Below are 25,338 nucleotides of genomic sequence, written 5' to 3' on the forward strand. Positions count from 1 at the left end.
TCGTTCCGTTCCCGCTCAGCGCAGCTTCAGGCTGGCCAGGCCGACCAGGCACAGCAGCATGGTGATGATCCAGAACCGGATGACGACCTGCGTCTCCTTCCAGCCCGACTTCTCGAAGTGGTGGTGCAGCGGCGCCATCTTGAAGATGCGCCGGCCCTCGCCGTACTTCTTCTTCGTGTACTTGAACCAGGTCACCTGGAGCATCACCGACAGCACCTCGGCGACGAAGACGCCGCCCATGATGCCGAGCACGATCTCCTGGCGCGTGATGACGGCCAGGGTGCCCAGGCCGCCGCCCAGCGCCAGCGCGCCCACGTCGCCCATGAACACCTGCGCCGGATGCGCGTTGAACCACAGGAAGGCCAGCCCCGCGCCCGCGAGCGCGGCGCAGAAGATCAGCAGCTCGCCGGCGCCGGGGATGTAGGGGAACAGCAGGTAGCGGCTGTACACCGACGAGCCCGTTACGTAGGCGAAGACGCCCAGCGCCGAGCCCACCATCACCACCGGCATGATCGCCAGGCCGTCCAGCCCGTCGGTGAAGTTCACCGCGTTGCTGGTGCCGACGATGACCAGGTAGGACAGGCCGATGAAGCCGAACACGCCCAGCGGATAGCTGATCGACTTGAAGAACGGCAGCATCAGGTCGGCCTTGGGCGGCAGCTCGGTCGAGAAGCCGCTCGTGACCCAGCGGAAGAACAGCTGCACGACGCCGAGGAAGCTGGTCTCCGACACGCTGAAGGCCAGGTAGATCGCGGCGATCAGGCCGATGATCGACTGCCACAGGAACTTCTCGCGGCTGCGCATGCCCTCGGGGTCCTTGTTGACCACCTTGCGGTAGTCGTCGACCCAGCCGATCAGGCCGAAGCCCATGGTCACCAGCATCACCACCCAGACGAAGCGGTTGGACCAGTCGAACCACAGCAGCGTGGACACGCCGATGCCGATCAGCACCAGCACGCCGCCCATGGTCGGCGTGCCGCTCTTGGCCAGATGCTGCTGCACGCCGTACTCGCGGATCGGCTGGCCGATCTTGAGTTCGGTCAGGCGGCGGATCACCCACGGGCCGAAGGCCAGGCCGATCAGCAGCGCCGTCAGCGCCGCCATCACCGCGCGGAAGGTGATGTAGTTGAAGACGCGGAGGAACCCGAGTTCAGAGTAATTGGCCTGCAGCCACTGGGCCAGACTAAGCAGCATGGGGGTCTCCTGGGCCGCCGGACTGCAAGGCGGCCACGATCTGTTCCATCTTCATGAAGCGCGAACCCTTGACGAGGATGTTCTGCACTTGCGGCGCGTCCTTCAGCGCGACGATCAGTTCGGCGACGGTGTCGAACGAGCGGGCGCCCGCGCCGTAGGCGGTCGCGGCGTCGCGCGCGGCGGCGCCGGCGGTCCACAGCGAGGCCAGGCCCTGGTCGGCGGCATGCGCGCCGACTTCCTGGTGGAAGGCGGGGCCCTGCTCGCCGACCTCGCCCATGTCGCCGAGGATCAGCCACGACGCGCCCGGCAGCTTGGCCAGCACGTCGATGGCGGCGCGGACGCTGTCGGGGTTGGCGTTGTAGCTGTCGTCGATCAGCGTGATGCGACGGCCCTGCCACACCGCCGTCTGCAGCGCGGAGCGGCCCTTCACGGCCTTGAACGATTGCAGTCCGTCGCGGATCGCCGCGAGCGGCGCGCCCGCGGCCAGCGTGCAGGCCGCGGCGGCCAGCGCGTTGCGGACGTTGTGCTGGCCGGCCATCGCCAGCGCGACCGGGACCGTGCCCGCAGGCGTGAGGATCTCGATCGCCCAATGTCCGGCGCTGCCGGTGGCGGCGGTCGCGTCGGTCGGCGCGACCCATTGCGCGCGGCCCATGACGTCGGCCTGCCCTTGCAGTGCGAAGGTCAGCGTCGCGCGGCCCACGGACTGCGACTGCCACACCGGCGCGCACGGATCTTCAGCAGGGAACACCGCGACACCGGCCGTGCCGAGCGCGCCGATCACAGCGCCGTTCTCGCGCGCCACCGCCTCGACGGTGTGCATGAACTCCTGGTGCTCGCGCTGCGCGTTGTTCACCAGCGCCACCGTCGGCTGCGTCATCGCGGCCAGCGGCGCGATCTCGCCGGGGTGGTTCATGCCGAGCTCGACCACCGCCGCCCGATGCCACGCGGCCTCGTTCTGGCGCAGGCGCAGCAGCGTCAGCGGCACGCCGATCTCGTTGTTGAAGTTGCCTTCGGTCGCGAGCATCGCCGCGTCGCCCAGCCAGGCGCGCAGGATGGACGCGATCATCTGCGTCACCGTCGTCTTGCCGTTGCTGCCGGTGACGGCGATCACCGGCAGGTGATGCTGCTCGCGCCAGGCTTGGGACAGCAGGCCCAACGCGGCTTTTGCGTCAGGCACCTGCAGGCCCGGAAGACCGGCCTCGGCCAGGCCGCGCTCGGCGATGGCTGCGGCGGCGCCGGAGGCCTTCGCCTGCGCGAGGAAGTCGTTCGCGTCGAAACGCTCGCCACGCAGCGCGACGAACAGGTCGCCCGCACGCAGCGAGCGCGTGTCGGTGTGCACGCGCAGCAGCGGCGTGGACGGCTCGCCCACCAGCGTCGCGGCCGGCAGCAGCGGCGACAGCAGCTCGAATGCGCGGGCGAGCGTCATCATCGGCGCACTCGGCATGCCCGAAGCTGCGGAGCCGGCGTTGATCGGGGTGGCGTCGCTCACAGCCCCGCCCTTTCGATCAACGCGGCGCGAGCCGCCTGCACGTCGGAGAACGCCCGGCGCTCGCCATGGATCTCCTGGTAATCCTCGTGCCCCTTGCCGGCGACCAGCACGACATCGCGGGCGCCCGCCTGATCCACGGCATGCGAGATCGCCTCGGCGCGATCCGCGATCACCTCACGCGCGACACCGGCCGGCAGGCCGGCCTCGATGTCGGCGAGGATCTTCAGCGGGTCCTCGGTGCGCGGGTTGTCGCTGGTCAGCACGAGGTGCGCGGCCAGCCGCGCGGCGATCGCGCCCATCAACGGACGCTTGCCCGGATCGCGGTCGCCGCCGCAGCCGAACACGACGCGCAGCTCGCCACCGCGAGCGGCGGCCAGCGGCCGCAGTGCGCTCAGCGCCTTGTCCAGCGCATCGGGCGTGTGGGCGTAATCGACCACCAGCTGCGGCAGTTCACGGCCGCTGCCGACGCGCTGCATGCGGCCCGGCACCGGCGTGACCAGCGCGGCCACGCGCGCGATGTCTTCGAGTCCATGGCCCAGCGCCCGCAGGCCGGCGATCACGCCGAGCAGGTTGGACACGTTGTAGTCGCCGATCAGGCCGGTCTGCACCGGCACCGACGCGGCGCCCTCGCGCAGCGTGAACGCCAGACCGCTCGCGTCGTGACGCAGGTCGACGGCGCTCAGGCGCGCATCGGCACGGTCGAGGCCGTAGGTCCACACGTCGAGCTTGCCGGCGGCGCCCAGCTCGGCGGCGAGCGCGACGCCCTTCGGATCGTCGAGGTTCAGCACCGCGGCCTTCAGGCCGTCCCAGTCGAACAGCTTGCGCTTGGCCACCCAGTAGGCATCCATGCCACCGTGGTAATCCAGGTGGTCCTGCGTGAAGTTGGTGAACAGCGCGACCTGGATCGTGGTGCCGCTCAGCCGGTGCTCCTCGATGCCGATCGAGGAGGCTTCGATCGCGCACGCGCCATAGCCGTCGTCGGCCATGCGCTTGAAGGCTTCCTGCAGACGGACCGGGTCCGGCGTCGTCAGGCCGGTGGCTTCGATCGTCGCGTTCGTCGTCGCGCCCGGCACCGGCGGCTGACCGACACCCAAGGTACCGATCACGCCGCAGCGCGATCCGAGCAGCGTCAGCGCCTGCGCGATCCACCAGGCGCTCGAGGTCTTGCCGTTCGTGCCGGTGACGGCGAGCACGTTCAAGCGCTTGCTCGGCTCACCATAGAACGCCGACGCGATGCGGCCGCAGTTCAGCTTCAGATCGGGCAGCGACGCGATGCGCGCGTCGGTGAAGCCGTACTCGGCCGCACCGGCGTGTTCGACCAGCGCGGTCGCCGCGCCGGCCGCCAGCGCGCCCGCGACGAACTGCCGCGCGTCCTTGGCATAACCCGGCCACGCAATGAATGCGTCGCCCGCGCCCACCGCACGGCTGTCCGTGCGCAGCTGGCCGCTCGGGGTCCATTCCTGCAGCCAGCGGGCGGCGGCTTCGGGGGATTTCAGATGCATCAACATGGTTCGTGCCCGCTCAGAAACTCTCGTCGACGGCCTGCAGCCGTTGCTGCGCCACGATCTGCGGCTTCACGTCGAGGTCCGGCGCCTCGCCCAGCAATCTGAGCGTCTGCGCCACGACCTGGCTGAAGACCGGCCCCGCCACGGCACCGCCGAAGTACTGGCCGTTCTTCGGCTCGTCGACCATCACCGCCACGATGATGCGCGGCCTGGAGATCGGTGCGATGCCCACGAACCACGAACGGTATTTGTGGCTCGCGTAGCCCTTGCCTTCCTGCTTGTGCGCCGTGCCGGACTTGCCGCCGACGCTGTAGCCGGGAACCATCGCCTGCGGCGCGGTGCCGCCCGGGCCGGCCGCCATCTGCAGCATCCCGCGGATGTCCGCGGCGACCTTGGGGCTGAAGACCTTGATGCCGTTCACCGGCTGGTCGGCCGGGTGCTTGGTCATCGTGATCGGGATGATGTCGCCGTCGCGCGCGAAGACCGTGTACGCACGCGCCAGCTGCAGCAGCGACGCGGACAGGCCGTAGCCGTAGCTCATCGTCGCCTGCTCGATCGGGCGCCAGCTCTTCCACGGGCGCAGCTTGCCGGTCACCGCGCCGGGGAAGTCGATCTGCGGCCGCTGGCCCAGGCCGATCGCGGTGAACATCTCGTGCATCTCGCGCGGCTGCATCATCAGCGCCATCCGCGCGGCGCCGATGTTGCTGGACTTCTGGATCACCTGCGTCACGGTCAGGTCCCCGTGCGGGTGCGCGTCGGTCGGCGACCAGCCGGAGATGACCACGCTGCGCGGCCCGGTGCTCAGCAGCGTGTCGGGCCGCACGCGGCCCGTCTCCAGCGCCAGCGCGGTGGTGAACGGCTTCATCGTCGAGCCGGGCTCGAAGACGTCGGTCAGCGCGCGGTTGCGCAGCTGCTCGCCGGACAGGTTCTGCCGGTGGCCGGGGTCGTAGCTCGGGAAGTTCGCCAGCGCGAGGATCTCGCCGGTGTGCGCGTCCAGCACCACCACCGAGCCCGCCTTGGCGTTGTTCTCGGCCACCGCGTCGCGCACGCGCTGGTAGGCGAAGAACTGCACCTTCGCGTCGATGGACAGCTCGATGTCCTTGCCGTTGGTCTCGGGCACGCGCTCGCCGATGTCCTCGACGACGCGACCCAGCCGGTCGCGCACGACCGAGCGCGAGCCGTCACGGCCCTGCAGGTCCTTCTGGAACGCGAGCTCGATGCCCTCCTGGCCCTGCTCCTCGATGTTGGTGAAGCCGACGATGTGCGCGGCGGCCTCGCCCTCGGGGTACTGGCGCTTGTACTCGCGGTCCTGGAACACGCCCTTCAGGCCGAGTTCCTTGATCTTGCGGGCGGTCTCGTCGTCCGCCTGGCGGCGCAGGAAGACGAAGCGGTTGGCCGGGTCGAGGCGCTTGTCGAGTTCCGAGCGCGACATGTCGAGCAGCTTCGCCAACTGGCGGCGCTTGTCGGGATCGGTGTCGACTTCCTTCGGGAACGCCCAGATCGACGGCACGGCCACGCTGGCGGCCAGCACCTGGCCGCTGCGGTCGCTGATCTTGCCGCGGCTGGCGGGCAACTCCATCTTGTGGGCGTAGCGGGCCTCGCCCTGGCGCTGGAAGAAGTCCTCGCCGATCAGCTGGATGTAGGCCGCGCGCGCCAGCAGGCCGGTGAACGCGAGGCCCACCAGCGCGACCAGGAAACGCGAGCGCCACGGCGGCGTCTTCGACGCCAGCAGCGGGCTGCTCGAATAGCTGACGCCGCGCGTCGAGCCGTTTCTGGCGGCACTTCTGGAAACGTTTCGCGAGGCGTTGCGGGCGCTGTTCCCCAGCTTCTTGCGGAGCTTGCCGATCATCGGGCCGCTCCTGGGGTTCCCGCCTGCGCCGCGGCTTGCGGACGTCCGCGCACGCCGCTGGCCTCGATCGCCGGCGCCTCGGGATTGAAGGTGATCGCCGGCGAGATCGGGCGCATCTTCAGGCGCTCGCGCGCGACCTGCTCGACACGCAGGTTGGTCGCCTGCGCCTGGCGGTCGGCCATCAGCTTCTGGTAGTCGGCCTCGAGCCGGCGGCCCTCGGTCTGCGCGCGGTCGAGTTCGGTGAACAGCCGGCGCGAGTCGTAGGCGCTGCGCACCATGTAGACGCCGGAGACGAGCACCGCGACGATCAGCAGCAGGTTCAGGCGTCCGATCATCGGCGACCGCCCTTCTTGCGCTTGCCGGTGTCTTCCGGCACCGGCGGCGGCAGCGGGGCGTCGGTGCGCTCGGCCACGCGCAGGATCGACGAGCGCGAGCGCGGGTTGGCCGCGACCTCGGCCTCGCTCGGCTTGATGCGTGCGATGGCGCGCAGCGGCTGCGGCTTGGGCTCGGCGAAGGGCGCGCGGCGGTCGAACACTTCCTTGCTGTGCTCGGCGATGAAGTTCTTGACGATGCGGTCCTCCAGCGAATGGAAGCTGATGACCGCCAGCCGGCCGCCCGGCTTGAGCTTGGACAGCGCGGCCTTCAGCCCCTGCTGCAGCTCCTCAAGCTCGGCGTTGACGAATATCCGTAGAGCCTGAAATGTGCGCGTCGAAGGGTCCTTGCCCGGTTCGCGGGTTTTGACTGCACCAGCCACGACTTGGGAAAGCTCGGCGGTTGTCCGGACAGGGCGCCCGCCTTCCCGGCGAGCCACAAGCGCCTTTGCAATCGGGAGAGCAAACCGTTCTTCACCATAGTCGCGGATCACCTGTGCAAGTTGGTCCACCTCCGCGCGGGCGATGAAGTCCGCGGCGCTTTCGCCCCGCGTCGTGTCCATGCGCATGTCGAGGGGGCCGTCGAAGCGGAAGCTGAAGCCGCGCTCCGGGTTGTCGATCTGCGGGCTGGAGACGCCCAGGTCCAGCAGGATGCCGTCGACCTGGTCGACGCCCAGCGCGTCGAGCTGCGCGGCCATGTCGGCGAACGCGCTGTGGCAGATGTGGAAACGCGGGTCGTCGACCCGCGTTGGTCCGGACGTCGCGGCCGCGACCGCCTCCGGGTCGCGGTCGATGCCGATCAACCGCCCCTTCTCCCCCAGCCGCGACAGCAGCAGGCGCGAGTGGCCGCCACGCCCGAAGGTGCCGTCGACGTAGATGCCGTCAGGGGTCGTGAACGCGCCGTCGACCGTCTCGTGCAGCAGCACGGTCGTGTGCGTGAAGGCGGGGGCGGCGGAGGAAGGGGACTGCTCGCTCATGTCGGTCAGAAGCTGAAGTCCTGGAGCACGGCCGGCATCTCGGACTGCATGACGGCGGCCTCATGGGCGGCGTAGGCCTGCGCGTCCCACAGTTCGAAGTGGCTGCCCATGCCGAGCAGCATCGTGTCCTTCTGCAGGCCGGCGGCGGTGCGCAGCTCGGGCGCGATCAGCACCCGGGCGGCGGAGTCGATCTCGACGTCCTGGGCATTGCCGAGGAACACGCGCTTCCAGCCGGCGGCCGACATGGGCAGCGCGGCGACCTTGTCGCGGAACTGTTCCCAGGCGGGACGGGGGAAGAGCATCAGGCAGCCTTCGGGGTGCTTGGTCAGCGTGAGCTGGCCGCCACACAGGGCCTGCAGGACCTCGCGGTGCCGTGCAGGGACGGTCAAGCGCCCCTTGGCGTCCAACGCCAAGGCACTCGCCCCCTGAAACACGACATTCGCCACTTTGCCCCACCGAATTGCACTTTCTCCCACTTTAATGGCGAGATGTATCCCGGTCAAGGAAATTTGGCGTTTTTCCCAATCAAATCAATTACTTAGCTCCCATTTTCAAGCCAGCTCATGAAATAAAAGTCGTTAAGAATGAAGGACTTAAGAACTGCTGTGCAAGTGATGGATCAACTCAAGCCGTGGCTTGTACCCCCTGAAACCAGGACAGCGGTACCGGCGGCTTTGCCCCATGCGCGGGCCGACCACCCCGTCATTCCCCCGGTCATCCCCCGTCATTCCGCCTCGGAGAGCCCCGAGCCGCCCGGAAGCGTCCGCAAAGTGGGAGCAATGCAAAAAGCCCGGCGGAGCCGGGCTTTTGGGGGAACGGTCGAGGGGAGGCCGCTCAGGGTGTCGCCGCAGAAGCCGACGGCGCCCGATCCGGACCCGCCGTGACGGGCGAGGCAGCAGCAGCCCCCTGCCACCACTGCGGCGTCGGCCCCGGCTGCTCGATCGCCAGCGGTGAACCGATCACCGGCGTCACCAGTTCCACGTTGCGCAGGCGAGCCAGCGCACTGATGCGTTCGAACGGGTCCTGCCAGCGGTGCATCGCCAGGTCGAAGGTGCCGTTGTGGATCGGCAGCAGGCGCTTGCCCTTCAGGTCGACGTGCGCCTGCATCGTCTGCTCGGGCTGCATGTGGACATAGGGCCAGCGCGGGTCGTAGGCGCCGGTCTCCATCAGCGTCAGGTCGAAGGGACCGAAGCGCTCGCCGATCGCCTTGAAGCCGTCGAAGTAGCCGGTGTCGCCGCTGAAGAACACGCGCAGGTCGTCGTCGATCAGCACCCACGAGGCCCACAGCGTCGAGTTGCGGTCGCTCAGGCTGCGGCCGGAGAAATGCTGCGCCGGCGTCGCCGTCAGTTGCACGCCGGCGATCGAGGTGCCCTGCCACCAGTCGAACTGCTGGACCTTGGCCGCCGGGACGCCCCAGTCGATCAGGCGCTGCCCGACGCCCAGCGGCGTCACGAAGTGGCGCACCTTGGGCGCCAGCGCCAGCACGGTGTCGTGGTCGAGGTGGTCGTAGTGGTCGTGCGACAGGATCACGGCCTCGATCTCCGGCAGCTCGTCGAGCGCGATCGGCGGCGCGTGGAAGCGCTTCGGGCCCATGAACGAGAACGGCGACGCACGTTCCGAGAACACCGGATCCGTCAGCCAGAAGCGGCCGCGCAGCTTCAGCAGCACCGTCGAGTGGCCGAGGCGGAACAGCGTCCGGTCGGGCGCGGCCAGCAGCTGGGCCTTGGTCAGCGCCTGCACCTCGATGGGCGCGTCCGGCGCGGTGCCGGCGGGCTTGTGGAACATGAAGTCCCACATGATGCCCATCGTCTTCCAGAAGCCCTGCTCGGGCTCCACGGCCGGGTTGTGGAACTGGCCTTTCGCCCATTGGGGCGACTGCTCGAGGGCGGGCTGGGTGCCCTCCGGCGCAGGGGCGGAGACCCCGTTCGAGGGCACCACGGCGGGCGAGGACATCACGCGGGAAGCGGTCATGGCAAGGGCTCCAACAATCAGGACGGCGGCGACGCCGCTCAGGGCAGTGAGCGAGCGCGGCATCAGCGCGCGGGCAGTACGGACGACGGGGGGTCGGGGAGGTTGCGGGCTCATTTGAAAACTTGCACTACACAGTGTAGTTTTTCAGCAGTCTAGACGCTGGAATCTGAAAAGTAAACTCCCCGGTGTAAGATTGATCCCATGACTTCCGACGCCGTCCGCCCCCTGCCCGCGCCGCTCGCTCCCGAAGAACTCGCCGCCATCGGCGACGCCGAGCGGGTGCGGCTGACCGACCGCAAGCGGCAGGCGATCGTCGATGCGGCGATCGCCGAGTTCCGCGAGCACGGGTTCGAGGTCGCGAACATGGACCGCATCGCGGGCCGCGCGCAGGTGTCCAAGCGCACCGTCTACAACCACTTCAGCGGCAAGGACGCGCTGTTCGACGCGATCCTCGAGCGTCTGTGGGTCGCGACCGAAGCCAAGCTGAAGCTGACCTACCGCGCCGACCTGCCGCTGCGCGAGCAGCTGCTGACGCTGGTCGAGCAGAAGCTCGCGATGAGCGACGACCCGCAGTTCCTGGACCTGGCGCGGGTGCTGATCGCCGAGGCGATCCATGCGCCGCAGCGGGCGCGGGAGATGTTGTGCCGGCTCGGCGGCCGCGAGGAAGCGCTGACCGTGTGGATCCGCGTGGCGATGGCGGACGGCCGGCTCAAGGCGGGCGATCCGGCCTTCGCCGCGGCGCAGCTGCAGGCGCTGGTGAAGGGCTTCGCGTTCTGGCCGCAGATCACGATGGGGCAGCCGCCGCTGGACAAGGCGCAACAGCGTCAGGTGGCGGATTCGGCGACCGACATGTTCCTGCGCTTCCACGCGGTCGATCCGGCGCGCTGAGCAACACGCCCGGCATCGCCGTCCTGCGACGGCCGCTGGCCCTCACCCCTTCCCTCTCCCGCAAGCGGGAGAGGGGGCAAGAAGGGCGGGGATCAGAACGTCGTCGGGGACGTCGACGCCGAGCCGCTCAGGCGGAAGGTGCCGACGACGTCGGCCAGCTTTTGCGCCTGGTCCTTGAGGCTCTCCGCGGCGGCGGCCGATTCCTCGACCAGCGACGCGTTCTGCTGGGTGACCTGATCCAGCTGCGCGACGGCCACGTTCACCTGGCCGATGCCGTGGCTCTGCTCCTGCGCGGTGTGGCTGATCTCGCCGATCATCTGCGCCACGCGCTGCACGCTGCCGACGACCTCGTTCATCGTCTCGCCGGCGGAGGACACCTGGCGCGCGCCGGTGTCGACGCGCTCGACGCTGGCCGTGATCAGCGTCTTGATCTCCTTGGCCGCGCCCGCCGAACGCTGCGCCAATGCGCGCACCTCGCTCGCCACGACCGCGAAGCCGCGGCCCTGCTCGCCCGCGCGCGCCGCCTCGACCGCCGCGTTCAGCGCCAGGATGTTGGTCTGGAACGCGATGCCGTCGATCGTGCCGATGATGTCGCCGATCTGGCGCGAGCTGGTGCTGATCGCCTGCATCGTCGAGACCACCTGCCCCATCGCCTCGCCGCCCTGGCGTGCGACGCGGCTGGCGGTGTCGGCCAGTTGCCGCGCCTGGTCGGCGCTCGCGGCGCTGTTGGCCACGGTGCTGTTGAGTTGCTCCATCGAGCTGGCGGTCTCCTGCAGGTTGCTGGCGGTCTCCTCGGTGCGCTGGCTCAGGTCATGATTGCCGGCGGCGATCTGGCGCGAAGCGACCGCGATCGACTGGCTGGTCTCTCGGACCTGCAGCATGACCTGCTCGATCTTGTGCACGAACTGGTTGAAGCCGCGCGAGATGTCGGCGAGCTCGTCCTCGCCGCGCACCTGCAGACGCTGGCTGAGGTCGCCCTCGCCGGCGCCGATGTCGTTCATCGCGCGCTTGATGCCGGCCAGGCCCTTCAGCAGCGCGCCCACGGCGGCCGCCGCGACCAGCGCCGCCACGACCGTGACCACGAGCATCGTCAGGCCCGCGTTGCGCAGCACGTCGGACAGCGCGGCCAGGGCCTCGTTGCGTTCGGCGGCGGCGACCAGCACCCAGTCCGTGCCGGGCACGTCCACGGCCTTCAGGAAGAAGCGGTGGGCGCCGACCTCGGCCAGCGTCGGCTCGTCGCCGTGCGCGGTCGTCAGCAGCGCGCCGTCGATCGCGGCGGACAGGTCCTTCACCGGCTTCAGCGTCAATGCCGCGTCCGGGTGGGCGATCACGGTGCCCTGCTTGTCCAGCAGCATCGCGAAGCCGCTCGCGGTCGGCTTGATGGACTTCATCGTCGCGACGATGTCGTCCAGCGCCACGTCGGTGCCGACCACCGCCTTGATCTCGCCGCCCGCGTGCACCGCGCTGGCGAAGGTCACCACCAGCTTCTTGCTCGACGCCGCCACGTAGGGCGCGGTGATCACCGGCTGGTCCGTGCCGGAGGCCAGCTTGTACCAGCCGCGACCGGTGGGGTCGTACTCCGCCGGACGCTGGCGGTCAGGGATGGAGATCATCCGCTTGTCCGCGCCGCCGACGTAGGCCAGGTCCAGCCGGCCCGACTGCAACGCCTGGGTCAGCACGGCGCGCGGGTCCTCGAGCGTCGCGGCCGGCGCCATCGCGGCGACCACGTCCTTCTGCGTCTTCACCCAGGCGGCGACGCCCGCGGCGTTGGCGGTGGCCAGATCGGTCAGTTGCGCCTGCACCTGGCGGCGCGCGTGATCACGCACGGCCCAATAGCTGGCGAAGGTGGCGAGCGCGACGGCAGCCACCACGATGAGGATGCTGATCGCGATCAGGCGTGACTTGATGGTCTTCAACACGGCGGGGTCCTGGGAGAAGAGCCCCTCCGAGGACGGAGCAGGCGGATGAGGATTCGCCGCAAGTCATTGATGCAAATCAAGAATCGCGCAGATCGCGATCGCGGCGGCCCGGATTCTCCCGGCGTTTCGGCCCAAGCCAAGGGTTTCCACCAAGAAGAAGGCCGGTGCCGTGACGGGGGTCACGACGCCGGCCCGAAGCGGGACCCCAGGGTCCCGCGGCTCAGTTCGATTCCTTGATCAGACGGCCCGACGGCGCCTGCAGCGGACGCGCATTCATCGGATACAGGTGCGAGAACACCGAGATCTGCTGCGACGAGACCTGCACCGGCTGACGCAGGACCAGCCACAGCACGCCTTCGGTACAGGGGGGCGTTGTCATCGAGCCCATGTACGAGAAGTAGCCCTGGTCCTTGGGCAGCAGTTGCGTGAGGTCGATGGGGACCGGCGCCGTGTAGGTGTCGCCGCGCTCGAGCGGCAGGTGGTTCCAGACGGTCTGGATCAGCGCCTGGTCCTGGCCGCGCTCCAGCAGCACCGCGACGGTGGCCTCCTTCCCCGCGGCATCCTTGTGGACCAGGTGGGCGACCATGTCGTACTGGCGGCCGTTGATGCGTTCCTCGCTCGGGCGGTGGAAATGGAACTGCTGCAACTCGTACCGCCGACCCATGATCGTCAGCCCGTTGCCCGGCGCCACGTTCACCTGGATCGTGTGGCCGTTGTCGACCACCGAGAAGCTGCTGGGCTTGTAGTCGAACTGGATGCGCTCCTGGTCGACCTTGATCGTGTCGCGCAGGTCGATCGGGCTCTGGCGGGTCCCGATCGCGCACTGGCGGAACTCGGGCTGCAACTGGCCCCATTTGTCGGGCGCGCCGTCGCCGGTGTAGGACCACGGCGTCGACGACTTCGCGCCCGAGGCGGCCACGGCGGGCTTGGCGGCACGGCGGGCGCGCAGGTCGACCGGGTTGTTCGTCTTGACGTCCGCGGCCACGCCGGCGGGCTTGGTGCTCAGCTTGAGCGCGGCCGCGTCCTCTTTCAGGCGGTCCGCCAGTCGATCACGCAGTTGTTCGCCGGACGCCTCTCCCTTCGGCGCCGGCGCGGGCTCGGCCGCGCGCAGCGTGGCGGGCAGCAGCAGGGAGAGGCTGAGGCAGAGGGCGGCCGGCAGCGAGGCGCCGGATCCTGGACGGTCAGACATGAAGGAAGGCTCCGGGAACAGGTCCGCGCAACAGCGCCGGGCAGCGCGGGACAGAAGGATCACCCTTCTATTTCGGAGCCTGGCCCGCCATCTTGAGGCCGGCCGCGATGTTCCGATGCCCCGATGTCACACCGGCGGCGGCGCCGCGGACACCTCGCGCTTGACCCAGGTCCAGGCGACCAGGCCGATGCACATCATGGCGGCGGACGTCACCGCCAGCGCCAGCATCGAATGCATCACCATCGGCACCAGCACGCCGGCGACCAGGCCGTTGGCCGCGCTGCCGATGCAGGCCTGCAGCGAGGACGCCATGCCGCGGCGCTCGGGCGCCTGGTCCAGCACCAGCAGCGTCACCACGGGCACCATCAGCGCCCAGCCGAACGCGAAACTGCTGATCAGCGGGAAGGCCCAGAACGCGCTGTGCGGCAGCGTCAGGTTGCAGACGACGTTGGCGATGGACGTGACGCCCATGATCAGGAAGCCGCGCCGGATCTGCTTGCGCGGCGCGATCCTGCCGGCGAGCCGGCCGCTGAGCCAGGCGCCGCCCATGATCCCGCCGATGCTGAACAGGAAGAAGATGAAGAACTGCGTCGGCGCCAGGCCCAGGTGCTCACCCAGGAACACCGGCGCGGCCAGCACGTACAGGAACATGCCGTTGAACGGGATGCCGCTGGCCAGCGCCAGCAGCAGGAAGCGGCGGCTGCCGACGAGCGACCGGTAGCCCCGCAGCAGCGACCCGACGTGGAACGGCTGGCGGTGGTCGCGGTGCAGGGTCTCCGGCATCAGGCGCCAGGTGACCGCGAACAGCAGCGCGCCGATGAAGACCAGGAACCAGAAGATCGCGTGCCAGTCGGCGTGCACGTAGAGGAAGCCGCCGATCATCGGCGCGATCGCCGGCGCGAGGCCGAAGAAGATCGTCACCTGCGACATCACCCGCTGCGCCTCCGACGGCGGGAACATGTCGCGGATGATGGCGCGCGAGACGACCACGCCCGCCCCGGCCGACAGGCCCTGGACGGTGCGCCAGAACACGAGCTGGCCGATGCTGCCGGCCAGCGCGCAACCCATCGAGGACAGCGCGAAGACGGCCATGCCCCACAGCACGACCGGCCGGCGGCCGAAGCTGTCCGACAACGCGCCGTGGAAGAGGTTCATCACCGCGAAGCCGAGCAGGTAGCCCGACAGCGTCTGCTGCATCTCGATCGGCGTGGCATCCAGCGCCTTCGCGATGCCCGCGAACGCCGGGATGTAGGTGTCGATCGAGAACGGCCCCACCGTGGCCAGCGCGGCCAGCAGGATGGCGAGGGCCCAGCGCGGGGCGCGCCACAGTTGGCTGGCTTCGGGGTTCATGCGTGGGTGCGGTGCGAGCGTGCGGACGGAATCTGCCGACGATAACGCCCGGCAGTCGGGGGACCGGCGGTCATGCCGACCGGGAACGCCGCTTGCGGGCGAAGCGTGCGCGGGTCGCCCGGGCGGCCCGCGCGATGACCGGCAGTGTAGCGGGGCCCCTACACTGCGGGACTTTTGCGGAACTTCGGGCGGGGAACGTGGTGCCAGGCGTATTGAGCATTGGGGTGGTCGGACTGGGCGTGATGGGGCAGCGGATGCTGGCCCGTCTGGCCGGGCATGCCCGTCTGCGGGTGACCCGGGTCTGGGACCAGAACCCCGAGGTGCTGGCGCAGGCGCTGGCCCACTACCCGCTGCTGCGCGCGGCCACCAGCGCCGAGGCGCTGATCCGCGAGCCGGGCCTGCACGGCCTCTACATCGCGACACCGCCGGGACCGCACATCGCCTTGACGGAGCAGGCCTTCGACGCCGGCCTGCCGGTGCTGTGCGAGAAGCCCTCACCACCGACTTCGAGGCCGCGCGCGCCTGCATCGAGCGCATCGAGCGCGAGCGGCAGCGGGCGGCGGTCAACTATTCGCTGGCCTCGTCGACCGGCCTGGCGCAGCTGCAGCTGGCGTTCGGCGCGGGGTCGCGCCGCCCGATGGGCGCGCTGCAAAGCGTCGGCATCGACCTGCGTTTCGCCGCCTGGCCGCGCCCCTGGCAGGCCGGCGCGGGGGCCTGGCTGGCCCAGCGCGCTGAGGGCGGCTTCTCGCGCGAGGTGCTGTCGCACTTCATCTTCGTGCTGCAACGGGTGCTGGGACCGGCGCAGGTCGTGCGCAGCCGCGTCGAGTACCCGGACGACGGCGTCGGATCGGAACTCTCGGTGGAGGCGGAACTGGTCGCCGCCGGCGTCCCGGTGACGATCAGCGCGGGCCTGGGCGGTGAGCGCGCCGACGACAACCGCATGCTGTGGCGCGCCAACGAAGGCGAGATCGAATTGCGCGACTGGTTCGGCGTGACGCAGCAGCGCCAGGGCGAACGCATCCAGAGCATGGGCGACGCGGAGACGCTGCGCATGAACGGCATGACCGACCAGCTCAGCCACTGGTCGGCGATGCTGGACGGCCACTCGCACAGCCTGCCGGGTTTCGCGGAAGCGCTGGCGGTGCAGAAGACCATCGAGACCCTGCTGGCCGGCAAGGCCTGAACCGCCTCCGGGCGGGGGACACCGCAGGGTAAACTCGCCCCCGTGAAGCAAGCCAGACCGCCGCTGGTGCGATCGTGGAAACACGGCACTGGAGGAAGGTCCGGACTGCATAGAGCGGCGTAGCAGCTAACGGCTGCCCGGCGAAAGCCGAGGATCAGAGCAACAGAGACGAGTCGGTGCGGGCGCAAGCCCGCATCGGGTGAAACGGGCAATCTCTACGCGCAGCAACACCAAGTAGGCCAGCGTCGATGCGGCTCGCAGAGCTGGCGGGTAGGTGGCACCGAGCCGGGCAGTGATGCCCGGCCCAGAGGAATGGCGGTCACGCGGCGAATCGCAAGAGGATCCGCGCACAGAATCCGGCCTATCGGCTTGCTTCACACTTATGACAACGCTGCAAGCGAACATTGGCTTGCAGAACTTTGCAGGGTCTTTCGCGGATCCCGCCCGGTTGGGCACATCGGTTGCTACCTTCGGGCCATGCAGATCGAACCTCTCGACCCCCACAGCCCCGCCGCGATGTCCCTGCTGGCGCAGTCGGACGCGTACATGGCGGCCCTCTACCCGAGCGAGAGCAACCACCTCGAAGACCCGCAGGCGCTGGCCCAGCCGCGCGTGCGCTTCATTGGCGTGTGGCTGGCGGAATGGCTGGCCGGCTGCGCGGCGGTGAAGGTCGTCGACGACGCCGAGGGGCCGTACGGCGAGATCAAGCGGGTGTTCGTCCAGCCGCACTTCCGGGGACGCGGAATCTCCAAGGTGCTGATGGAAGAGCTCGAGTCCCATCTCAGGGCGCAAGGCATCGGACTGGCGCGCCTGGAGACCGGCGTGCACCAGCCCGAGGCGCTCAAGCTGTACGAGACCCTGGGCTACGACCGCCGCGCGCCGTTCGGCAGCTATGCCGAGGACCCGCTGTCGGTCTTCATGGAAAAGCGGCTGACGGCCAGTTGAGGTCGATGCAGGGTCACCGCAGAGGCGGGCGGTGAAGGGCTGAAGCGGGAGTGATGCAGGGTCGACGGCGCGGACGCTGTCCCCTGCAGGGGTTCCCCGTCCCGGGGGACCTCGGGTGACCGGACGACGCCGGGCCGCCGTACCGTGCGAGGCTGTCCTGGCTCTCGCCGACGCGCTGCCGCCTCATGGCTCCGACCGCCTCTCCATGGGCTGGCTCCCACGCCGGTTCACACGCGCCGAAACTGGCCTCGATCGAGGCGGCCCGCGCGCTCGCCGCGCTGGCGGTGGTGCTCATGCACGCGACGCACCTCATGCGCGTCCCCCAGTTCACCGGCCATGTCGCGCTGGGCGGCCTGTTCGACTTCGGCTACGTCGGCGTCGATTTCTTCTTCGTGCTGAGCGGCTTCATCATCACCTTCGTCCACCACGCGGAACTGGGCCGCGGCGCGGCGCGCTGGCCGGGCTACCTGTGGAAGCGCTTCGTGCGCGTGTTCCCGATCTACTGGATGGTGCTGGCAATGACCGCCGGACCGTCGATCCTGTCGCGGCTCCTGGCCGGCCGCACGCCGGTCTCGGAACTCGGCAGCGACGACATCCCCGGCACGCTGCTGCTGTGGATCGGCGGGAACCCGCCGGAGTACGTCGGCGTCGCCTGGTCGCTGCAGTACGAGGTGCTGTTCTACCTGAGCTTCTGCGTGCTGCTGCTGCACCTGCGCGGCGGCCTCGCGCTGTACGGACTCTGGGCCGTGCTGGTGGTGGCGCAGGCCTTCGGCGCGCTGCCGGGCGAACTCCCGTGGAAGCTGGGCGATCCGCACTGCCTGCAGTTCCTGATGGGCGTCGCGACGGGGCTGCTGGCCCGCCGCGCGACGCTGCCGCTGATCCGCCGGCAAGGGCTGTGGGTGGGCGCGGCCTTCGTGGCCGCCGTGCTCTACGAGCGGCTCGGCCCGCAGGGCGCGCATGCGTTCGGCGGGCGCGTTGCCCTGGGACTGGCCTCCGCGCTGGTGCTGGCGACGCTCGTGGCCAGGGAGCGGCGCCAGGCGGTGCGGGTTCCGGCATCGCTCGCGCAGCTGGGCGCGGTGTCGTATTCGCTGTACCTCGCCCACTGCCTGCTGATCAACATCGTGCTGGCGCTGCTGGCGAAGGCCGGCCTGTATCACGCGCTGCCGGAGGTCGTGACCTTCTCGATCGCGGTCACGCTGGCCGTTGCCGGCGGCTGGCTCATCGGACGGTGCCTGGAGCTGCCGGTGGTCGCCTGGCTGCGCCGGCGCACCGCGCCACGCGCGGTGCCGATCCCGGCGACCACGGCCTGAAGCCTGAGCCCCGAGCCGGCCTGCTACTCCTCGTTGTCGCCGCTGCCGCCGGCCTGCTCGTTGCGCTTCTCCGCCTGCTTCAGCAGCGGCGCCTCGAGCTGGTCCATGCCGTCGATGAAGCTGTCCACGGGCTTCGGCGAGACCAGGCGCAAGGACGGCGGCGCCAGCGTGGCCATGTAGTTCGGGCCGAGCCAGTATTGCTGCTCGGTGCGCCGTCCCACGGTCAGCACCAGGCCGACGACGCACATCGCGCCGATGCCCACCGCCACGCGCCGCGAGGCGCGCGGCCAGACCACCGTCGCATGCCACCACAGCAGCAGCGCGGCCCCCACCGACATGAGCACCGGCTCCACCGCCAGCAGTCTCGGTGCGTTGACCATGTAGGCCAGCAGCGGCAGCAGCAGGTCCAGCAACTGCATCGCGACGGTCGCGACCAGCGCCCGCCACAGGTGCGCGCCGAACGCGAACCAGTGACGGAACAGCTGCGTCACGAGTGCCCAGAGCGCCGACCAGATCAACGCCACGCCGATCGGCGCGAGCAAGGCGCTCACCGTGTCGACCCAGCTCGCGGAGCCGTCGTAGGCGGCCCAGTTCGCGCCCCACAGCATCAGCGCCCACAGGGCCAGCAAGGCCGGCAGCGCCCACGCGGGCCGCGCATCGCGCCTGACCGGCTCGTCGGCACGGTTCATGAGCCTCTCGGCGGGCAGCGGGTCGAGCACGGTGCGCAGCCGCAGCCGCGTGGTGCCGATCTGCAGCAGCGCCGACGACGGCCACGGCGCGCGACTGCCCGCCGCGAGCCGGCGTCCGTCGAGCCATCCGCCGTTCTGGCTGGGCAGCAGCTCCAGCACCGGGCCGCCGGACACGGGCGCGGCCTGGGCATCCCCGGTCTCGTCGCTGCGCTCGGCCGCGGGCTCGCCGCGGTCCCAGTGCAGCAGCGCATGCGCGCCGGCCAGGTGCGGGTCGGACAGCACCAGGTCGCAATCGGGCGACCGGCCGATGCGCAGCGGCCACGCGCGCACCTTGTGGCTTTCCCGGCAATGACCGTCCCGGTCGACGATCTCGATTACCGCGGCGTGGTCCATGCGAATCCTTGGAGATAGTGACGCGTCAGCTTGGTGGCGTTCGCGAAGCTGACGCCGCGGGCGTCGAATCGTCCGAGGGCGCCTTCGGTCGAGGCGTCCACGTTGGTGACCAGCACGGTCAGGTCGAAGAGTCCCTCCAGCTTGCGGTAGGCCCGCAGGCAGGCGACCGCGCGCAGCGGCGGACCGTCCTTCTGCTGGACGAAGTCCTCCTTGCAGTACGGCGCGGTGCGATCCCGGTCCGGACCGCCCAGGCGCTCGTTGCGGAAGCTCGCCGAGTAGATCGCCGAGAAGCGGACCGCACCGAGCTTGCTGCCGTCGTAGACCTCCTCGGTGACACCGAAGTAGCCGGTCTGCAGCGACTCGTTGATGAAGAGCGCGTGCTCCATGCGGCACTGCGTGCGCTGCATCTGCAGGCCCTGCTCCTCGGCGGAGGAACCGCTGCCCCAGCAGCGCATGTATTCCTCCTGCGGGATCGGGAAGCGGTAGCGCGGATGCGTGAGCGTGCGCCACGGCTGCGCGAGGAAGTTGCGCGAGAGCTCGTCCTGGTAGGCCATCAGCTGCTGGCGCAGCCTGGGCCAGGCGGCGCCCTTCATCGGCGTGGCGTTGCGGCTGCGCGCGAGCAGTGCGGCCGCGTGCTCCGCAGGGACCAGGAAGCTCATCTGCTGCGCGAAGATCATCGTCGACACGTTGATGCCGACGATCTCGCCGTCCTCGTCGAGGACCGGCCCGCCGCTCATGCCCGGGTTGATCGAGCCGGAGTAGTAGATCAGCGGATCGAAGCTGCGCTCGACCAGGCCGTTGTAGGTGCCCTCGACAACGGCGAACGCGACGTCGTGCGGGTTGCCCATCGAGTAGATGCGCTCGCCCTTGGCCAACGGCTGCTCGGCCTTGCGGAACACCAGCGGCGTGGCGGTCATGCGAGCGATCACCTGCTTGGGATCGCCCTTGGGATCGGCGGCGTCGCCCTTGCGCACGATGCGCAGCAGCGCGAGGTCGCGACGGGCGTCGAAGTCCAGCAGCTCGATGTCGCCGCCGTCGCCCTCGGGCGTCTGGTACTGGAGGCGGTAGCGCTCCGGCTCCAGCGCGTGCTGGCTGACGACGTGGTAGTTGGTGATGACGTGGCCTTCGGCGCTGACGACGAAGCCCGAGCCCACCGAGGCCTGGCTGCCGTTGTACAGCGTGCGGACCTGCAGCAGCTGGGCGCGGCTGCGGTCATAGAGCCGGCGGGCGCTGGCCGAGACCGGCGCCGACGGCATCGCCTGGCTGGCGGCGATCGCCGGGGCGCTGGCAGGGATCGCCGGCATGACCGGTACGACGGGCGCGGCCGGCGGCGGCGCGGGGCGTGTCTGCGCCGTGACGGGCAGGCCCAGTGCCGCGGTCAGCAGCAGCAGGACCGCCCCGGCGGCGGCACGCCCGGGGGTGAGAAGTTTTCGCGACAACGCAGGAGACTCCAGGAGAAGAGCGGGAAGGGCAGGAAGGGCAGACAAAAGGAACCGGAAGGGGAACAGGAACGGCGCAACGAGAGCGGACGCCGCATGCTAGCGGCTTTGCCAAGGCCGCCAGCAATCGGGATGCCGGACGGCCTTGCCGGCGTGCGCGACCGGCACGCCCTGCCCCCGCGCTCACTGCGGGGGCGCTCGCCGGCCGGCGGCTCCTCGGCCGCGGCCGGTTGCTTAGGACGGGCCTCGCCGGGCCAGGGCCGGAACAGCGGCAGCGGCATGCGCACCGGCGTCACGTCCAGGTAGAGGTTGACCACCGTGTAGTCCTCCGGCCCGAGCTCGTCGGTGCTCCAGCCGATGCTGCCCGGTCCCTTGTAGAGCCGGAACAGGAAGCCCAGATCCGCCAGCTTGTCGCCGGCTTTCGGCGCGGCCTCGAAGCTCAGGCCGCGGAACTCCGGCTGCACGCTGTCGATCAGGATGGACATCGCCGTGGCGATCGTCGAGTCGCCCAGCATGTCCGTGTAGAACTGCGGCAGCGTGTAGTAGGGCTTGTAGTCGGGCGCGCCGGGCTCGAGCTTCTGTCCGCGCAGCTTCAGCGCGGAAGGCGTGACGCCACGCGTGCGCAGGTTCATCCGGTCGCCATGGTCGAGGTAGGTGAGCCGCGCGTTCTTCAGGTTGAAGACACCGAGCTGGCGGTCGGACGAGGCCTCGCTGAGATCGACCAGCAGCGCGCCCTTGTGGCCGATGATCTCGACCTCGTCGCCACGGATCACGGCGGCGGAGTTCTCGTCCACGCCCAGGCCCAACTGGTAGTTCTTGGCCAGCATCAGCGGCACCATGCGGCCGAAGCGCCCGCGCTTGAGGAAATGCTGGTCGACGAAGAGGTTCGGGCCGACGAAGCCGAGGCCGCGGTCGATCTGCTTGCCCTCCTCCCACTGGCCCTTGAGGATGCTGATGACGCTGGGCGCGTCGCGGAACATCACCGTGCTCATGATCGCCGCGCCGGCCGAGGTCCCGGCCACGACACCGCCCTTGCGGTAGACGTCCCAGATGGCGTCGAGCATCGGCGTCGATTGTCCGCCCGGATAGAGCACGTCGACGATGCGCTCCTGCGAGCCGCCGGTGAAGAAGATGCCCTTGGCGTTGCGCACCTTCGCGATCAACGCGGCGTCGCGCACGACCTTGCTCAGGTCGACCCACGAGAACTTCGGCGCGACGGGCAGCGCCTCGGCGAATGCGCCCCGGCGCTGCAACTGCTCGACGACCTGCTTCGCGCTGGCTTCGGGGTCCTCGGCGGCGGTGCCGAACACGACGAATCGCGCGCCGCGCCCGCCGGCCAGGGCGATCAGGCGGTTCCAGACTTCGTCGTTGTCCGCCTTCAGCGCGCCGCCGATGGCCATCGCGTGGCCTTTAATGGGGACATCTGAAGGAGGGGCAGGCGTTGCCTGGGCACCCGAGGCGGGGACGGCGGGAACGTTGGCGGCAGAGGACGCGGCAGAGGGCGCGGCGGGCTTCGCGGCGGTCGCCGCGGTGGCGGGCCGGGGCGGCGCAGGTTTGGCGGGCGGCGCGGCGAATGCCGGCAGCACGGACCACGTCACCAGGAGCGCGCCGACGGCGCGGCGCAGCAGACAGCGATCGAACATCGTCAGGGCCTCCCGCCGCGCGGGGCGGCTTTGCGTATCACCATAGCCTCACCCACCCACCAACGGGTGACCATTGGTCACAGGTCAGTTGCTTCGTCGCGACTGTCGCGGGTCATCACCCTTGTCCGTGACGGTCCGCTCCCTAGACTGGTCCGACAGAGCCACCCCCTATCGGCCCCCGGGAGCCCACCATGACCCTCCGCACGTCGCGCGTCCGCCACGTCTCGCATCGCCCGCCGTTCGCGCCCCGCTGCTGTGCGGCCGCGGCACTGATCGCGCTGTGCAGCGTCGGACTGACGCAGGCCGCGCACGCGCAGGTCGCGCCGCCGGAGTCCGCCGCGTCGGCGCCCGCCTCGCCACCCACTTCGCCGCAGGCCGCGCAGAAGCTGCAGCGCGTGCAGATCACCGGCTCGGCCATCAGGCGCATCGCCGACGAAGGCGCGCTGCCGGTGCAGGTGATCAACCGTACCGACATCGTGAAAGCCGGCGTCACCACGGCGGCGGAAATCATGGCGACGGTCTCGGCCATGAGCAACGCGTTGACCGACGGCGTCAGCATCGGCACCGGGGGCGTGCGCGACCAGATGGGACTGAACTCCGCCAACCTGCGCGGGCTGGGCACGTCCTCGACGCTGGTGCTGCTGAACGGCCGACGCATGGCCAACTTCGCCTCGCCGGGCGACGACAACGGGGTCGACCTCAACAACATCCCCGCCGCCGCGATCGAGCGCGTCGAGGTGCTGCTCGACGGCGCCTCCGCGATCTACGGCACCGACGCCATCGGCGGCGTCGTCAACTTCATCACCCGCAAGGACTACCAGGGCGTGCAGCTCGACGTCTACGGCGGCAAGACCGGCGAAGGCGGTGCGGGCAAGCGCACCGCGTCCATCGCCGCCGGCCACGGCGACCTGTCGCGCGACGGCTTCAACCTGATGGGCGTGCTGGACTTCCAGAAGACCGACGCGTTGCGGACCTCGCAACGCGACTTCATCTCCGACCTGCGCATCCCGGAACGCCTGCCGCATCTGCTGTCGGGCGTCGGCTTCCCGGGCAACATCCGGTTGAGCGCGGACCAGCGCGACTACCTGCAGGAACAGGGCTTCCTGCTCAACGGCAGGCCCATCACGAACCGCACGATCAACCTCAGCATCCCCGACTGCCAACCGCCGCACACGCTCTATCTGCCGGCCGGCATCGGGGGCGTCGACGGCTGCTCGTACGACTACATGCGCGACCTCGAGCTGTATCCGAAGACCGAGAAAAGCAGCTTCCTCGGCCGCGGCGTGCTGGCATTGGGCGGCAACCACCAGCTCTTCGTCGAGGCCTCCTACTCGCGCAGCAAGAGCTGGTACGTGGGCACCAGCAACCGGATCGACGCGCTGCTCGACGTGTCCATGATCCCGGCGCTGGCCGCGACCGGCCTGGCCGACGTGGATCCGGAGATCGAGGTCCGCACCCGCATGCTCGAGGCCGGCATGCGCGCCAGCGAGCTCACCAGCACCGGCAGCCGCGTGGTGCTGGGCATGACCGGCACGGTCGGCGCGTGGGATTACGACTGGGGCTTCAACCACAGCGTGAACCGCATCTCGGACCGCGACGTGCGCGGCTACCTGCCGTACAACGCGACGATGCAGGCCTATGCCGACGGCATCCTCAACCCGTTCGGACCGTCCAGCCAGGCGGGCCTCGACTTCCTGCGCGACAACAACATCAACCAGGAGGTGCGCCGCGCGCGCGGCACCATGGACAGCCTGGACTTCAAGGCCACGCGCACGCTCAGCCGGATGGCCGGCGGAGACATGGCCGTCGCGGTGGGCGCGGAAGTGCGACGCGAGAAATCCGACTCGGCGGCCAGCGACCTGCTCCTGTCCGACGACATCCTCGGCGACTCGACCCCCGGCGATGCGCAATTCACCAAGAACGCGCGCAACATCTGGGCCGCCTACGGAGAACTGCTGGTGCCCTTCGCCAAGGAATGGGAGCTGCAGCTCGCCGTGCGTCACGACCATTACCAGAAGATCGGCGGCTCGACGAACCCCAAGATCGGCCTGCGCTTCGCGCCGATGAAGGACCTGACCTTCCGCGCCTCGGCGGGCACCGGCTTCCGCGCGCCGTCGATGAACGACCTGTACCGCTCGGTGAAGACCAGCACGACGCCGGTGCTGGCCGACCCGGTCTGCATGCGCGAGAACGACAACGACCTGACCAGTTGCTCGGACTTCTGGGAAACGCGCATCTACTCGAACCCCAAGCTGAAGCCGGAGAAGTCGCGGCAGTTCTCGATCGGGGTGCTGACGGATCCGACGCCGAACTGGAGCGTCGGTCTCGACTACTGGAACATCGAGAAGCGCAACCTGATCAGCACGATCGGCGAGGACGTGATCCTGGCCAACGCCGACAAGTACGCGTCGCTGATCCATCGCTACAACGATGCGACGCCGGTCGCGGGCTGCGATTTCGATCCGGACGATTCCGAGATCTGCTTCATCGAGCTGCACAAGGAAAACCGCGGCAAGCAGAAGGCCTCCGGGCTCGACCTGACGCTGCAATTCCGCTCGCCCGCCACCGACTGGGGACGCTTCGGCGCCAAGCTGGTGGGCACGCTGACGCTGGCATCGAAGAAGCAGACCGGCGACGGCGATCCGTTCATCAGCAACCTCGGCCGCTTCGTCACCGACGGCGTCGTGCAACGCTGGCGCCACCGGTTGAACTTCGACTGGTCGCGCGGGCCGTGGAGCCTCAATCTGGCCAACAGCTTCTACAGCGGCTACGACGATCAGAACACCGCCATCGACAACGACGCCGGCAACATCGTCTCGAAGAACAAGGTCAAGGCGTACTCGCTCTGGGACCTGTCCGGTGGATGGGAAGCGACCTCCGCGCTGACGCTCCGGGCGGGGGTGAAGAACCTGTTCGATACGGCGCCGCCGTTCTCGAACCAGGCGTACTTCTTCATCTCGGGGTATGACCCGAGCTACACGGATCCGCGGGGGCGCTTCTTCTATCTGTCGGCGTCGTATCAGTTCAAGTGAGG

General features: G+C 69.5%; 19 protein-coding genes, 1 other RNA gene and 1 pseudogene. 7 read left to right on the plus strand and 14 right to left on the minus strand.

Annotated elements, in window-relative coordinates:
• Positions 1-15: 15 nt before the first annotated feature.
• The 8 genes from mraY to ACQ86G_RS01155 all read right to left on the minus strand — a co-directional run bounded on the left by mraY (position 16) and on the right by ACQ86G_RS01155 (position 9,338).
• On the minus strand, positions 16-1,194 hold the full coding sequence (mraY, locus tag ACQ86G_RS01120) for a phospho-N-acetylmuramoyl-pentapeptide-transferase (protein ID WP_088406135.1): 1,179 nt from the start codon (positions 1,192-1,194) through the stop codon (positions 16-18).
• A complete protein-coding gene (locus ACQ86G_RS01125) occupies positions 1,184-2,638 on the minus strand; it encodes a UDP-N-acetylmuramoyl-tripeptide--D-alanyl-D-alanine ligase (protein WP_431261545.1) in 1,455 nt (484 codons plus the stop codon). The genes mraY and ACQ86G_RS01125 overlap by 11 nt, the downstream gene beginning before the upstream one ends.
• A gap of 41 nt (positions 2,639-2,679) precedes the next feature.
• Entirely contained in the window at positions 2,680-4,191 is a 1,512-nt protein-coding gene (locus ACQ86G_RS01130) for a UDP-N-acetylmuramoyl-L-alanyl-D-glutamate--2,6-diaminopimelate ligase (protein WP_431258932.1), read from the minus strand.
• A 13-nt stretch (positions 4,192-4,204) separates the two neighbouring features.
• Complete coding sequence (locus ACQ86G_RS01135) at positions 4,205-6,037, minus strand: peptidoglycan D,D-transpeptidase FtsI family protein (RefSeq protein ID WP_431258933.1); 1,833 nt, start codon at positions 6,035-6,037, stop codon at positions 4,205-4,207.
• Entirely contained in the window at positions 6,034-6,372 is a 339-nt protein-coding gene (gene ftsL / locus ACQ86G_RS01140; RefSeq protein WP_431258934.1) for a cell division protein FtsL, read from the minus strand. Before ftsL ends, ACQ86G_RS01135 begins: the two co-directional genes overlap by 4 nt.
• Positions 6,369-7,385, minus strand: coding sequence for a 16S rRNA (cytosine(1402)-N(4))-methyltransferase RsmH (gene rsmH / locus ACQ86G_RS01145; protein ID WP_431258935.1), 1,017 nt, complete (start codon positions 7,383-7,385; stop codon positions 6,369-6,371). The genes ftsL and rsmH overlap by 4 nt, the downstream gene beginning before the upstream one ends.
• 5 nt (positions 7,386-7,390) lie before the next feature.
• Positions 7,391-7,819 carry a division/cell wall cluster transcriptional repressor MraZ gene (mraZ, locus tag ACQ86G_RS01150; RefSeq protein ID WP_067282905.1) on the minus strand — a complete coding sequence of 143 codons (429 nt, stop codon included), beginning with the start codon at positions 7,817-7,819 and terminating at the stop codon, positions 7,391-7,393.
• A gap of 400 nt (positions 7,820-8,219) precedes the next feature.
• On the minus strand, positions 8,220-9,338 hold the full coding sequence (locus tag ACQ86G_RS01155; protein ID WP_431261546.1) for an MBL fold metallo-hydrolase: 1,119 nt from the start codon (positions 9,336-9,338) through the stop codon (positions 8,220-8,222).
• A gap of 219 nt (positions 9,339-9,557) precedes the next feature.
• Between ACQ86G_RS01155 and ACQ86G_RS01160 the strand changes: the two genes are divergently transcribed.
• The gene (locus ACQ86G_RS01160; protein ID WP_431258936.1) at positions 9,558-10,244 is read left to right on the plus strand and encodes a TetR/AcrR family transcriptional regulator; all 687 of its coding nucleotides are present in this window, start codon (positions 9,558-9,560) and stop codon (positions 10,242-10,244) included.
• Between the two features lie 92 nt (positions 10,245-10,336).
• Here the strand turns inward: ACQ86G_RS01160 and ACQ86G_RS01165 are convergent, their stop codons facing one another.
• The 3 genes from ACQ86G_RS01165 to ACQ86G_RS01175 form a co-directional block, all read right to left on the minus strand.
• The gene (locus tag ACQ86G_RS01165) at positions 10,337-12,163 is read right to left on the minus strand and encodes a methyl-accepting chemotaxis protein (protein ID WP_431258937.1); all 1,827 of its coding nucleotides are present in this window, start codon (positions 12,161-12,163) and stop codon (positions 10,337-10,339) included.
• Between the two features lie 220 nt (positions 12,164-12,383).
• Complete coding sequence (locus tag ACQ86G_RS01170; RefSeq protein WP_431258938.1) at positions 12,384-13,352, minus strand: carbonic anhydrase; 969 nt, start codon at positions 13,350-13,352, stop codon at positions 12,384-12,386.
• 126 nt (positions 13,353-13,478) lie between these two features.
• On the minus strand, positions 13,479-14,702 hold the full coding sequence (locus ACQ86G_RS01175; RefSeq protein ID WP_431258939.1) for a multidrug effflux MFS transporter: 1,224 nt from the start codon (positions 14,700-14,702) through the stop codon (positions 13,479-13,481).
• Between the two features lie 134 nt (positions 14,703-14,836).
• Here ACQ86G_RS01175 and ACQ86G_RS01180 point away from each other — a divergent pair.
• The 5 genes and pseudogenes from ACQ86G_RS01180 to ACQ86G_RS01200 all read left to right on the plus strand — a co-directional run.
• Positions 14,837-15,136, plus strand: a pseudogene (locus ACQ86G_RS01180) (Gfo/Idh/MocA family oxidoreductase); the annotation flags it as partial.
• A 47-nt stretch (positions 15,137-15,183) separates the two neighbouring features.
• The gene (locus tag ACQ86G_RS01185) at positions 15,184-15,885 is read left to right on the plus strand and encodes a hypothetical protein (protein ID WP_431261555.1); all 702 of its coding nucleotides are present in this window, start codon (positions 15,184-15,186) and stop codon (positions 15,883-15,885) included.
• A 44-nt stretch (positions 15,886-15,929) separates the two neighbouring features.
• Positions 15,930-16,265, plus strand: an RNA gene (gene rnpB / locus ACQ86G_RS01190) — RNase P RNA component class A.
• A gap of 97 nt (positions 16,266-16,362) precedes the next feature.
• Positions 16,363-16,830 (plus strand): GNAT family N-acetyltransferase, encoded by a 468-nt coding sequence (locus ACQ86G_RS01195; protein WP_431258940.1) that lies wholly within the window; start codon positions 16,363-16,365, stop codon positions 16,828-16,830.
• A gap of 185 nt (positions 16,831-17,015) precedes the next feature.
• Positions 17,016-18,140 (plus strand): acyltransferase family protein, encoded by a 1,125-nt coding sequence (locus tag ACQ86G_RS01200; RefSeq protein ID WP_431258941.1) that lies wholly within the window; start codon positions 17,016-17,018, stop codon positions 18,138-18,140.
• A gap of 23 nt (positions 18,141-18,163) precedes the next feature.
• Here ACQ86G_RS01200 and ACQ86G_RS01205 read toward each other — a convergent pair whose 3' ends face one another.
• From ACQ86G_RS01205 to ACQ86G_RS01215, 3 genes are read right to left on the minus strand one after another with little or no spacing between them, the layout of a single operon-like run.
• Positions 18,164-19,222: an FHA domain-containing protein gene (locus ACQ86G_RS01205; RefSeq protein ID WP_431258942.1), complete on the minus strand. Its 1,059-nt coding sequence runs from the start codon at positions 19,220-19,222 to the stop codon at positions 18,164-18,166.
• Complete coding sequence (locus tag ACQ86G_RS01210; protein WP_431258943.1) at positions 19,204-20,661, minus strand: S1 family peptidase; 1,458 nt, start codon at positions 20,659-20,661, stop codon at positions 19,204-19,206. Before ACQ86G_RS01210 ends, ACQ86G_RS01205 begins: the two co-directional genes overlap by 19 nt.
• Positions 20,601-22,304, minus strand: a complete 1,704-nt coding sequence (locus tag ACQ86G_RS01215) for a cyanophycinase (RefSeq protein ID WP_431258944.1) — start codon at positions 22,302-22,304, stop codon at positions 20,601-20,603. Before ACQ86G_RS01215 ends, ACQ86G_RS01210 begins: the two co-directional genes overlap by 61 nt.
• 191 nt (positions 22,305-22,495) lie before the next feature.
• Between ACQ86G_RS01215 and ACQ86G_RS01220 the strand changes: the two genes are divergently transcribed.
• The gene (locus ACQ86G_RS01220; RefSeq protein WP_431258945.1) at positions 22,496-25,336 is read left to right on the plus strand and encodes a TonB-dependent receptor; all 2,841 of its coding nucleotides are present in this window, start codon (positions 22,496-22,498) and stop codon (positions 25,334-25,336) included.
• Positions 25,337-25,338 lie beyond the last annotated feature (2 nt).

The sequence above is a fragment of the Roseateles chitinivorans genome (assembly GCF_050632145.1).
In the GTDB taxonomy this organism is placed as follows: domain Bacteria; phylum Pseudomonadota; class Gammaproteobacteria; order Burkholderiales; family Burkholderiaceae_C; genus Roseateles; species Roseateles chitinivorans_B.